Source organism: Trichocoleus sp. FACHB-90, from assembly GCF_014695505.1.
Lineage (GTDB): Bacteria > Cyanobacteriota > Cyanobacteriia > Cyanobacteriales > FACHB-T130 > Funiculus > Funiculus sociatus.
The window spans coordinates 60,355-72,566 of the sequence record NZ_JACJOK010000044.1; the positions used below are offsets into that span (position 1 = coordinate 60,355).

Annotated in this window: 8 protein-coding genes; 1 reads left to right on the top strand and 7 read right to left on the bottom strand. The window is 44.8% G+C overall.

Features of this window, described 5'->3' with window-relative positions; translation table 11 throughout:
* The first annotated feature begins 9 nt into the window (after positions 1-9).
* Positions 10-921 carry a TauD/TfdA family dioxygenase gene (locus H6F74_RS12860; RefSeq protein ID WP_199301164.1) on the top strand — a complete coding sequence of 304 codons (912 nt, stop codon included), beginning with the start codon at positions 10-12 and terminating at the stop codon, positions 919-921.
* Between the two features lie 165 nt (positions 922-1,086).
* On the opposite strand, the gene H6F74_RS12865 is transcribed toward H6F74_RS12860, so the two are convergent.
* The 7 genes from H6F74_RS12865 to H6F74_RS12895 form a co-directional block, all read right to left on the bottom strand.
* Positions 1,087-2,565 carry a hypothetical protein gene (locus H6F74_RS12865; protein ID WP_199301165.1) on the bottom strand — a complete coding sequence of 493 codons (1,479 nt, stop codon included), beginning with the start codon at positions 2,563-2,565 and terminating at the stop codon, positions 1,087-1,089.
* Positions 2,555-3,511 (bottom strand): alpha/beta hydrolase, encoded by a 957-nt coding sequence (locus H6F74_RS12870; RefSeq protein ID WP_190441541.1) that lies wholly within the window; start codon positions 3,509-3,511, stop codon positions 2,555-2,557. The genes H6F74_RS12865 and H6F74_RS12870 overlap by 11 nt, the downstream gene beginning before the upstream one ends.
* A gap of 3 nt (positions 3,512-3,514) precedes the next feature.
* On the bottom strand, positions 3,515-5,119 hold the full coding sequence (locus H6F74_RS12875; RefSeq protein WP_190441548.1) for an alkaline phosphatase family protein: 1,605 nt from the start codon (positions 5,117-5,119) through the stop codon (positions 3,515-3,517).
* A 5-nt stretch (positions 5,120-5,124) separates the two neighbouring features.
* Complete coding sequence (locus H6F74_RS12880; RefSeq protein WP_190441550.1) at positions 5,125-5,406, bottom strand: acyl carrier protein; 282 nt, start codon at positions 5,404-5,406, stop codon at positions 5,125-5,127.
* A 144-nt stretch (positions 5,407-5,550) separates the two neighbouring features.
* On the bottom strand, positions 5,551-6,291 hold the full coding sequence (locus H6F74_RS12885) for a 4'-phosphopantetheinyl transferase superfamily protein (protein ID WP_206756312.1): 741 nt from the start codon (positions 6,289-6,291) through the stop codon (positions 5,551-5,553).
* Between the two features lie 98 nt (positions 6,292-6,389).
* Positions 6,390-9,755, bottom strand: coding sequence for a type I polyketide synthase (locus H6F74_RS12890; protein ID WP_190441560.1), 3,366 nt, complete (start codon positions 9,753-9,755; stop codon positions 6,390-6,392).
* Positions 9,752-12,208 (bottom strand): SDR family NAD(P)-dependent oxidoreductase, encoded by a 2,457-nt coding sequence (locus H6F74_RS12895; RefSeq protein ID WP_190441562.1) that lies wholly within the window; start codon positions 12,206-12,208, stop codon positions 9,752-9,754. The genes H6F74_RS12890 and H6F74_RS12895 overlap by 4 nt, the downstream gene beginning before the upstream one ends.
* Between the last annotated feature and the right edge of the window lie 4 nt (positions 12,209-12,212).

The following is a 12,212-nucleotide window of genomic DNA, read 5'->3' on the forward strand; positions in this document are numbered from 1 at the left end:
TAAGGGGTTATGGATATGAAAACAGTGGCTATTTCTGAAAGCTTTGGCTCGATGGTATACCATGAAAGCGAGACTAATGTATGTAATTTAGATAAAGAGCAAATTATTAAATTATTCAAATCTTCTGGATTTTTACTGCTCAGAGGATTTGATACAGACACTGAACAATTTAAAAAATTCACCGCCTCACTCAGCACAGAATTCATGCCCTATATCGGTGGCGCTTATAACCAAAGAGAGGCAATTAACGGCGACAAAACTGTTTTATCAGTAACCGGGGCAAATCTAAGATATGCAGTGCCGCTGCATGGGGAAATGTACTATACCAAAAATAAACCAAGCCTGCTGTGGTTTTATTGTGCTACTCCCCCCTTGGCTGGCGGTGAAACAACAGTATGTGATGGAATCCAGGTTTATCAGAAATTAAGTGATTCCACAAAAGAATTATTTCACACAAAACGGTTGAAATATATTCGCAGCTATCAGAAATTCATGTGGCAAGAAATATATAAAACTGATGATTTGAATATAGTTAAAAGAATCTGCCAAGAAAACGATACATACCTAAAGGTAGATGAACAAGACCACTCAATTACTACTGAATTTGTTACTTATGCGATTACTGAAAGCGGGAAACATAAAGCTTTCATCAATAACATCTTGCCAGTAATTGCCCAGGAATACGTCCAGGGTTTGCAATCGAGTATTGTTAGGTTTGAAGACGGTTTAAAAATTCCTGATGACGTGATTTTTGAACTCAAGGAGGTTACTGATAAATTGACTCTCCCGATTGCATGGCAAAAGGGAGATATCTTGATGATAGATAACACAAGATTACTTCATGGCAGAAAGTCGTTTTCTGATAATCAAAGAGAGATTTATGTCAGGATGGGCCATTTAGCTAATCCAGCATCCAACTAATAATTAATGACTAATAATATCAAAATTGGTTGATTGCCCATAATAAAAGAACCCACCCCGCTCTGCGGCTCAGGCTCTCTGGTTGACTTGCTTTCTAGGGGTTGGGGGTGGAATTTCGGTTTCCTCTTAATTGTAGATAATTAATCAGATTTGATATGACTAATTTTATTTTCCTTGCCACACCTCAAGACCACTATTTGGGTTATCTGTGTAAGTCCATTCCCAGTCATCACTTACCTTCGTAGCTACTTTTGGGCCGAAGGGATTAGCTGTGCCGATAAAAACACCATGAGGCGTAGAAACGATGTTGCGAACTCCATAGTTATATGGATTTTGGAATCCTTGGCGGGTGACTGGTAGCCAATTTTCTCCATCGTAAGTTCGCCACAGGTCAAAGCCGCCTTGATGCTGAATAATATTTTCCACTCCTACCCGCTTCAGGAAACTAAATAGCCTCTGAGTTTTACCCTCAAAATTGGTGTAGCGCAGGAAGATAGTCCAATCCATAGTGCCTGCATAAAGCCAACCATCATGGATACTCATCTTCCAGATGTAGCCACCGAAATAATTATTAAATCCCGGATAAAAGCCGCTTAGATGCTGTTTTCCGTCACGGGTATTTCCTACAATTAGTTCCCAGGAGCCATCGTGATGTAGCCTGATAATTTCAGCAGCGGCTGGCCCTATTTTATTCTGCTGATCGTAGCCGCCGCCTTGAATACCAGTGCCTACATATAAAGCATCATTAAAAACTACCATGCTGACTGTGATTTGATTTAAGCTGCCACGACCAGCACCATCTGAGATTACCTTTGTCCATTCATAGGGTGGTTCTCCTTCTGCCAAAGTACGCCATATTTGAAAACCATTGTTATTGGCGGTTCCAGCATATAGATAATCGCCAAATCCGACTAGCTCGAAAATAGCTTGATTACTTGGATCTCCAAATCCGGGTTCATTTACTATTTGCCATTCACCTTTAGCAGGATCGCGACTTTCACAAATAAATGGGACACCAGAAATATTATGTTTACCTCCAGCAGAACCTGTTGGTGCGGTAAATAATTTGCCTTTAAAAGGTACCAGCAATCGCGTACTTGTGAATTTTAAACCTATTAAACCAGGCTGGGATACAGGGAAAAAGTTTTTGCCATCTTCACTGCGTAAAATTAGAGCGCCTTCCCCACGCGATCGCGACCAATTCGCCAGATAAAGTACAGGCTCAGTGTCCGATTCTCCCTGGAACACCACCATCGCCCGATAGCCAAGTTCGCGGCTAATTTCATCTCCCTCACTGCCAATAACCATCGGAGCTTGATGAACGCGCTCCCACTGTTCTAAAACTGGACTATAGCGCCAGATTTCCCCTCGTGCCTGATTTTGTTCAAACTCTGGGGAATAAACTGGATAGGGACACTCAACAGGCCAAACGCCAATTTTTACATGAGGCATTCCGGCTTTGATGAGACAGAGATTGGCGCGGGAAGTCCCAACATAGAGATGGTCTTTGAACCACGCGATCGCATGAGCGTAGCAATTATTTAAGTCTCCAAAACCGTTCTGACAAATCTTGCGAAAGTTGGATTCTTTCAACCCTGGTTTTGGTTCTGGATTAAAAATTCTCATTTCGGTACTAACAGGCATTATCTAAATAACTAAGTTGCTTTAAAAAGCTTTCTACTGATGCTATTAATGCTTGCGGTTGAGATACTGGAAAAAAATGTCCAGCAAGAGGAACAAACTCGAAATGTGCGTGAGTCCATACTTCTCTTAAAGCATTAGCAGTTGGAACTGTGGGCGAAGATTCACCATAAATCGCTAATGTAGGTTTATTTATTTGTTGTAATTGCTCTAAACTAACACCTTCAATATTTTTCAAATCCTGCCGTGCTGAAGTTGTTTCTAATAACTTTAGCCAGCGTGATGCAGTGCGTTGACTATTTTCTGGCACCAATTTTGATAATAATCTGCGGAGGCGGTGTTTCCCTTTTGGTAATCTCAGCTGCAATCGCGCGATCGCTTCGAGTATTTGATACCCAGATTCAGGATCGTCTTCATCCAGTTCAACACCAATCCGGTTTAAAATTCGTTGTGTCCTCTTCCAGCGGGGCCAGTCGCGCAGCCTCTGCCTTGGCTGCAACACTCTCAATCGTACATCTACCAGAATTAAACTTTTTACACGTTCTGGATAGGCACAAGCAAAATCTAGGATGACAGAACCGCCAAAGCTGTGCGCCATTAAATGAGCGGTTTCTATTCCCAAATAATCTAATAATTCCCTTAAATCCTCAGCCATTTGCCGGGGAGTATAGCCATTTTCAGGCATGGAACTTCGTCCGTGTCCGCGCAGATCGAAGAGTGTCACCGGATGGGTAACACTCAGCTCTAGTGCCAGATGATACCAAAAAGCCAAATTTGTCGCCAACCCATGCACCATAACTAGGTTGCTTGGGATGTCGTTTCGACTATCTTGCTCCCCCTCTATCCCCTGCTCCCCTTGATAACGGGGGTTTAAAGGAGAATCGAGGGACAACTTTTGAGGGAGTTGAAGATAGTTTAAATCGACTGTTTTTAGGTGAGCGACAGGCAATTTCTACTCCAGGTAGCCAAGCATTTGTAGTTGAGCGAGGATTTTATCTTTTTCATCCTCGGTAATATTCCCAGACTGATTATCGACTTCTGGAGCGCGATCGCTTGCCGTTGTAGCACCTGTAACTACTGGTTTTGACTCCAAACACTCGTCAGTAAAGAAGCTCTTGGCAACCAATCCCTCCAGATCCGAGGGAATCTCTAAGCCTAAACTATACAACAAAGTGGCAGGAACATCTGCAACATTATGTCGCTCAGCTTCAAACCCACCCTTGATACCTTTCCCTCCCGCCAGGAAAATGCCATCAGGATGATGAGTTCCTTGGGGTGATTTCCGGGGTTCCACGGGAGGCAAGACATTGTTAATAGAAACAAAGCCGTAATCGCGCAAAACTAAAGTTAAATCGGGTGCTTCTAAAAGCGCATCCCCCGAATATACATCTTCGCGCTTATAGATAGCTTGGATAATCCGTTCTCCCGTGTTCTCGTCTTTAAAATTTTCCAAGTCTTGAATTAGTTTTTCCCGGAAAGTTTCATATTCTTCTGGTTTTATTCCAGGTTGTCCCGGCTTTTTAGCAACACGAATTGCAATCCCATTGCTAGAAGGAGTTGGACAGTAAGCTAAGGTTTCTTCCCAATCTAAGTTAGCAAAATTGCTTGCTTCCCGTCTTTTTTCCGCTTCAGAGTTATCCACTTTTCTCCAAGTCAGATAACCTTTTTCATGCAAAAAGGCATTTATCCGAACAACTTCTGTAGTTGCTGTAAAGCCATGATCCGATGCCATAAAAACTTGAGCATCTGGCCCCGCAATTTCTACAAGTCGCTGAATATAACCATCTAAGCGACGGAAATATTCCAAGCAAGACTTCCGCATTTGTTGCTGCCAAGGTGTGTTGTGTGTGGGGTATATTCCAGGGTCGAGAAATTCCCAAACTTGGTGCTGAAGTTTGTCGGTACCATCAAACAAAACTGCCATCAAATCGGGACTATCTTCGGTTAGCAGTTTCTCCGCCACTCGGAACCACTGTTCTTCCCGAATAATATGATATTTAACCCAATTTTCCAGGTCATCTGTACTCATATAGGTTAGGGTTTGATTTTCTTTTTCAAAGTCCCAAGCCAACTCTTTGGGATCGAAATCTGGAATTTCTTTGAGTCGGTCGTACAATTCAGGCGGTGTTGTGTTGCGACGCAGATGTTTCCAAGGGACAAAACCAGGAACGAGAGAACCGGAAATCGGTCGCGGTGGGGCTGTAAATGGAAAGTTTAAAGCTACAGCAGTGCGATTTTGACGACTTGCCATTGACCAGATTGTTTCTGTACGAATATCCCGCGAATCATACAAGGTGAAATAAACATCCTGACCTTTATCTTCGTAGCGCACGAAGTCATAAACTCCATGACTTCCCGGAGTTCTTCCCGTCATAATGGAAACCCAAGCTGGCGGGGTCAAAGGATTGGGAGTTGAGCGCAATTTTGCCCGTACTCCTGTTTCCATAAACTGTTTCAGAAAAGGCATCGTCACGCCAATTTCTGACAAATCAGAGATGATATTATCCAGAACTGTGAAGGTAGCACCGTCGAGTCCAATAAAGAGAGTGCGAGTCATTATTTTTACCCGTTTAATTTTTGTGTTACAAAGGTTACTATTTCGTCTACGCTGAGGTCATCTACATAGCGACCGCCGCGCATTAGTAACTGATCGAATCCTAACTTTTGCTTAAAATGCTCTTCCAAAGTGACAACTAAATGAATGATGTCAACAGAAGCAAAACTCAGGTCTTCTACTAACTTTGTATTACCAGTAATTCCATCTAATTCTAATTCCCATTCTTGGGTCATGTCTTGGAGAATCTCGATAATTGTGGAGTGAATATTTGTTTCGGTGACTTGCATGATTTTTGCCTCTTTAAAACCCGGTTTGTTGCTTTTTTAATGTCGCCCCTCCCCTATGAGAGGGGGAGAATCTGACTTCCTCTCCCCTATGAGGGAAGGGAGTCGAGGGTTAGGTTTTTGTGACGTTTATTTATGTCCATTTACTTAACACTGACAAATAGCTAAAACTTCATTATCGCCATACCATATATTGATAGAAAAACACTCATCTTTGTGACTTACTTTTACTTGTTTACCATCAGGAGAACAGGAAGCGATCGCCCATTTTCCCGGTACTCCTTGCAATCCTGTCCCGACTGCTTTGCTGGCGGCTTCCTTGGCACACCAAAAACCGAGTGCAATCAGGAGATTTCCCGAAGGTAGCAATTCCAATTCTGAGGGGCTGAAGGCAGCATCAATCCAATCTTCAAAGCGAATATTTCCCAGTCTTTCTAAGTCGATACCAAGACGCGATCGCCCTAAAGCTGCAACTACATAACCCCGACTGTGACTAATAGAAATATCCGGTAATGGCATCATCACCTCTAAGCTAGGACAACGCAAAAACGGTTTACCCAATTCTGTAGCTAAAATTTCAATATCTACAGGTGCAATTTCCAAGTTGAAAACTTGTTTTGCCCACTGGCGTACAGCATCTTTAGCAGCGATCCGACCGAATAAGCGATCGCGTCGTCTTGGCCCTTTTTTTGGTAGTTTATCCCAAATCTCCCGCTCTTTGTCATTTAACATTAAATCAGCCAGTTCCTGATGCCAAGGATTTAGAGAAATTTCTAGCTTTGGATCTACATAAATACGCCTACAAACTAGGCCCGTTTCTACTTGCATCCAAGGTTCGGAGAGGAGAGGGGGAGAGGGAGAGAGAGAGAGAGGAGGAGAAGGAAGCATTTTCTTTGTCGGTAAGTACATAAAAACCAGTTTTTACTAAAAACTCGGTGTTAGACACGTAAGAGTAACTTCTAAGAAAACCGAGTTTTTTGGCTTTATTACTCCGAACCGTTGTTGTCAGTAGGGTTAGGAAACAGAGATGTCATCACCCTTCCCTGACTCGCGAGAAACTCTTGCATCAAATCAAAATGCGCCGACACAACAGCTAAGCGGATGTCATCGGAGAAAACAGGAGTTTCGGAAGAAGTAGCAAAGGACTCTTGTGCGTCTATTTTCCTTACTTCCTCCAAACTGACTTCACTGGATACTGCACTATTTTCAAAAGTTTGTAAGGGTTGGTTTAACGCCATTGTTTGAATTTCCGCAGGTTCTCCCTTTCCCCTGCTAGGGAAAGGGAGAATTTCCTTGGCTTCCCTTGGAGAGGAGAGAATTTCTCCCCCTTCCAGGGAGGGTAAAACCGTTAGGGGGCTAGGTTTTTCTGGTGCAAAATGTGAGTCAGCAGGTTGCTGAGAGTGAAACTTCTCCTGTATTGATTGGGCAAACTCTGGACGCAACTGCATTATTGGCAACGTAAGATCCAAAATAGGGCTAGGTTTTTTAATGCCATTTTGTACAGTTGTCACATCCAAATTGACTGGCGTTACTTGGCGATTTTTATACAAAGGAGCCAGATCAATTTCTTTGCCCATTACAAACAGCCTTGCCAGCAAAAGTTGAATTTGTTCTAAACCAGATTTTCGCTGAGTATTACTGGGTATGGCAACATAATCACGATTGCGGAGAATATCATCGACAAAGCCAGTTAAATTGCTGCTGGGGCCAACTTCGATAAAGGTTCTCACGCCCTCCTCATGAAGGTTTTCAATTGTTTCCCGAAAACGTACTCGACTAGACCACTGTTTAATAGCTACATCGCGGATAGTTTCTGGGTCAGATGGAAATTCGGTACAAGTCGCACAACTATAAAGGCTAGTATGACCAGCACTCATGTCCAACTTTTCATAGTAGCTGCGTAAAGCCGATGCCATCTCTTCAAATAAAGGCGTATGAGTGGCGCGGTCGAAGGGCAACTGCATACAAATTCCACCCGCCTCTTTTATTTGATTTGCAGCTTCATCAATATCACCTTTACTGCCAAACAAAACCACCTGATTTGGGCAGTTGTCCATCGCCAAATGCAAGCGTCCTGAGTAAGCATTGAGCAGCGTTTTGATGAAATCAGGCTCAATAGCACCAACGCTTAATAATGCTCCTTTAGGAACGCTATTTGTTGCCTCTAAATCCTTATAACTTTGGTTTAGAAGACGTTTCATTTCTATCAGTTGCTTTTTCCCTTTGATGCGGGAGACACCTGAAGCGAGTAAAGCCGTATGTTCCCCGGTGCTGTGACCAACCATAACATCACATTTGATGCCAAAATCGTGCAGCAGTTCGTCTAAAGCCATGCCACCAGTAAACACAGCTTCGGTAGCAACATCCATCGCATATAACTGATTTTCCCCCAGCTTTTGTTCTTCTTGTGTTAAGCCTGTTGGGGATGGGAAAATAAAGCGGCTGGGTGGATTTTCCCAGATTCCCGCAAAGGTTTCGTCTGACAAGTCGAACCACGCCCGAACTTTAGGGAAGTACAAGCAGAGATCAGCCAACATATTAGGATATTGCGACCCCTCTCCGGGAAACAAAAAGGCTGTTTTACCCGATTTTTTTACACCTGCTGTGTAGTAAATTCCGCTGCGCGTTTGCAGTTTAGTACATTTGGAATCTGCTAATTTTTCTAGGGCTTGTTTTAGCTTTGTTTGTAATTCTGGAACGTTTTTGGCAATGACTGCTAGGCGATGAGAGTGCTGAGTGTTTGCCTCCGATAAAGTATAGGCAAGGTTGGCAAGGGATATACTTTCATCGATTTGCAAAATTTGCTGAATGTTGTTGATGGAAGCAATCAGGTCTTGCTTACTATTACCAGAGAAAATTAGTAGTTCTGTAGACCAATTGGTAATTGTAATTGGTTGTTCGATTTCGGATTGGGAGTTTCCTCCCAGTCCCCAATCCCCAGTCCCCAGTCCCCAGCCTCTATATTCTTCTAAGATTGCATGAGCATTAATTCCACCAAATCCAAAGGCATTGATTCCGGCGCGGCGTGGAGTTTGTTCTCCATGAATCCAAGGTCTAGCTTCGGTATTGATGTAGAATGGCGTTTTCTCAATTTCTAAGGCTGGATTCACCTCGTCGCACAGCATCGGCGGCAAGACTTTGTGGTATAATGCCAGCGCAGTTTTGATTAGACTGGCAACACCCGCTGCTGGGATGCAGTGACCGATCATCGATTTAACAGAACCCAAGGCACAGCGTGGGAAGTTTCCTTGACGCTGACCAAAGACATGATTTAGCGTCTGCATCTCGGTCTGTTCTCCCAAGGGGATACCAGTGCCGTGCGCTTCAATTAGCCCAATAGTGTCTGGATCGATGCCACTATTTTCGTAAGCACGCTGTAACGCCAAAACTTCACCTTCCAGCCGGGGTGCTAGCAACCCTAGTGCTTTGCCGTCGCTGGAGGTGCCGACTCCCTTGAGAACAGCATAGATGCGATCGCCATCTCGTTCTGCATCCTCTAGCCGTTTCAAAATCAAGAAACCCACACCTTCGCCTAGCAGAGTCCCTGCCCCTGACGTGTCAAACGGGCGAATTTTACCGTGAGATAAAGCCCCCAACAGACAGAACAACATATGAATCGGTGCAGGTGTGGCAGCTTGTACGCCTCCGGCCAGCATCATGTCACAACGACCGCTGATTAATTCGTTCATCGCTAGTTCAACCGCAATCAGGGAAGAACTACAAGCAGCATCAGCTACATAATTTGGCCCCATCAAGTCCAGGCGGTTAGCGATGCGTCCTGTAACTACGTTGGGAACCAAAGTGGGGATGATTTCCGCAGCTAGAGGCGGTACGCTACTCTTTAGCTCTTGGCGAATACTATTTAATGTGTCTTGGTCGAGGGTTGGATGCAGTTGACACAGCAAATCCAGCGTTTGGTCTACAATCATACTCTGCTGAAGTGCCGTGACAAAACCCCGGTTAATATAGGTGCCTCGCCCTAGAATAATCCCGGTTTTTTCCCGATTGAAAGGTTTATCTGTGTAGCCAGCATCAGCGATCGCATCCCGTGCTAGTTTCAGGGATAGAAAGTGGTCTGGATCTCCCCCGTCCACTGAATTTGGCATAATCCCAAATTCAACCGGGTTAAATTCAGCTAATTTACCCAAAAAGCCACCTTTACGGGTGTATATGCGACCGCTTTCGGTAGAATTTGGATCAAAATAAGCACCAGCCCATTCATCGGGTGCATCCTCAACCGCATCTACCTTGTTCAGAATATTTTCCCAGTAAGCACACAAATTTTTGGCTCCCGGAAACAAGGCAGACATCCCGATAATCGCAATATTGGTAGATGAACCTATTTTATTCATAATTTGCTTGCCAAACGATTAAGGGCAGTATTGCAGGTACTTTCTATGTCTTTGAGATGGAAGCGGACGTTACCGTTTTCATCAATAAAAATGGCATCGTACACAAGCATATGGTCGTCAGCTTGAGTAACCCGAAAAGCAACTTTTAGCACACTATTGAGCGCTGATTTGCCGTAGCGGATAACTGAGCCAAACCTTGAAGGTAAGGCAGTTGTACCTTGTTGGACACGCGACCAAGCGATCGCTAACTGCGGTGCTGTATCAATTAAAGCCAAGTCAAATAACCAAGATGATTGCTGCGATGGCATCACCTCAGCATCAATTCCTTGCTCATTTAATCGGTCAATAGCTGTCAATAACTGGAAACTAGAGCCGTGGAATAAATAATCACGATAAGCAACAGCAACATCCAAACTATTGCCGGAACTTAAAGCGTCTATTTGCACCTTAGGCGATTCCAGCATCTGCGGACGCAGAATCACAGTAGCTTTGTAGAAAGGAATTTTACTCTCAGGGTCTACAATTTGGGCTGCCACTTCCAAAGATTCAAAATCAGCGTGAGTAGAAGCACGAGCGATAAAAAGAACTTTTCTGGCTTCTTCGAGTACAATTCCCCGCAAAACTCGCAAATCCCGAACCTCTGTTACTGTCCATTCTGACCAAGCAGCTTGGACAAATTGCGCCATCCACTCTAAGGCACCCGCAGCAGGCAAAACTGGTTTACCATCCAGGCAATGATCTTGCAGGTAGGGATGCAACAGAAGCGAGAAAGTATGTTCTAAGGTAACGGTGCTATCCGGTTGGATTTGTAGTTGAGACGTGATTGGATGCCCAGTCCCCAGTCCCCAGTCCCCAGTCCCTTCTTTCCCAGCCCCCAATCCCTCAAAAGTCCCAATAATTAATTCTGTGTCCCCCTTATTTCCATAACGCAGTTCCTCAATAAAGAACTGACGACCTGCATCAGGGGGAATGGGGATAACGCCTCGTTCTCGAAACTGACGATTCACTGACTCAGAAGCCATACCCGTGATGTCCCAAGGCCCCCAGTTCAGGGCGACAATGCGAGTATTTTGCCAACGCTGGTCTAGTTGCCATGCTAGACGGTTGACAACTTCGTTAGCAGCAGCGTAGTCTGACTGTCCGCGATTGCCAAAGCTTCCGGCAACAGAGGTGAAGAAAACGAGTAATTTTAAAGAGTCGGGTCGCAGGTGTCGGCTGAGAATAAAGGCACTATCGACTTTAGTATCAAATACAAAGTCGAAGGATTCTAGGGTTTTATCAACTATCAGCTTGTCTTCGATGACACCAGCACCGTGAACGACGGCATCCAGACGACCGTAGCGAGAATAAATTTCCTCGATGAAACAGCCAAATTCTTCAGCGTTTCTGACATCAACTGCTTGATACTCAACGTTGACACCAGCTTGCCGACAATGGCTGAGGTTGCGACGGATGACGCGATCGCGTAATATTCCCCGTAGTTGATTCTCAATCTGTACGGGCGTTACTGGCTTTTTTTGCGCTGCCAGCAATGTTTTCCGCAGTTGCGAGACATCCTCGATTCCCGTTGTGTCGGGAGATTCCTCCGCAGGTTCCGGAGAACGACCAACCAGTATCAGGGTAATCCCTGGAATCAGGAAGGTACTGGCAATTTCGGCTGTAATACCTCTAGCACCACCAGTAATTAGAACTACCCAATCTTTGGCAGGATGAATCGGCAAGGAAGAAGCAGGAAGGGAAGATAAAGGTGCCAAAACTGGCTCAAATACCATCCGCTTTCCTTGTGGATAGCCGACTTCTGAGTTACCTCCCGATACCAGTAATTCTTGGATGATTGTTCTAGCAATTTCGGCGGCTGATAAACTATCGTCGAAATCAATGGCTTTTGCTTCCACTCCAGACCATTCCTGCGCCATTGTTTTGAGTAGTCCTTTACTTCCGCCACCTGTGGGAAGACCAGAACTACAGCTACCATCGCGCCCAAACTGCCCTCCTAGTAGCGAGGCTGCTAGGACTTGCGTATAGGGGAACCTCTCCCTCTGCCCTCCTAAGAGGAGAGGCGAGCTAGACACCCCGCTTCCCTTATAAGGAAGGGGGGCTGGGGGGATTAGGTCAGATTCACAAATTTGGAGAACTGTCAATAAGCTTTTGCAGTCGATTTGGGTGTACTGTCGCCACTCTGAGAGAGTTTCCGGCATGGGGATGGAAGAAAGTGCGCTCAGATGGATAATTCCTCTAACTGCCCCATTGAGCGATCGCGCTTTGTTAATTTCAGCCGCCAGTTTTTCCGGATCGAGCAGAATAGCAGTGGAGATGATAAATGGGGTGGCTCCCATGCGCCGCAAGCCTTCCGAGACGTAAGGCGCAACGGACATCTGATCTTGGGTAATCAGAAATAGCCCGTTAAGGGAGACTACTTCCGTGTCAGGTAAAAGTTCTGTCCGCGCTTTCATTATG

Excerpts from the sequence above, each read along its gene's own strand:
- H6F74_RS12860 (WP_199301164.1), top strand. The coding sequence starts at position 10 with ATGGATATGAAAACAGTGGCTATTTCTGAAAGCTTTGGCTCGATGGTA.
- H6F74_RS12865 (WP_199301165.1), bottom strand. The coding sequence starts at position 2,565 with ATGCCTGTTAGTACCGAAATGAGAATTTTTAATCCAGAACCAAAACCA.
- H6F74_RS12875 (WP_190441548.1), bottom strand. The coding sequence starts at position 5,119 with ATGACTCGCACTCTCTTTATTGGACTCGACGGTGCTACCTTCACAGTT.
- H6F74_RS12880 (WP_190441550.1), bottom strand. The coding sequence starts at position 5,406 with ATGCAAGTCACCGAAACAAATATTCACTCCACAATTATCGAGATTCTC.
- H6F74_RS12885 (WP_206756312.1), bottom strand. The coding sequence starts at position 6,291 with ATGCTTCCTTCTCCTCCTCTCTCTCTCTCTCCCTCTCCCCCTCTCCTC.
- H6F74_RS12890 (WP_190441560.1), bottom strand. The coding sequence starts at position 9,755 with ATGAATAAAATAGGTTCATCTACCAATATTGCGATTATCGGGATGTCT.
- H6F74_RS12895 (WP_190441562.1), bottom strand. The coding sequence starts at position 12,208 with ATGAAAGCGCGGACAGAACTTTTACCTGACACGGAAGTAGTCTCCCTT.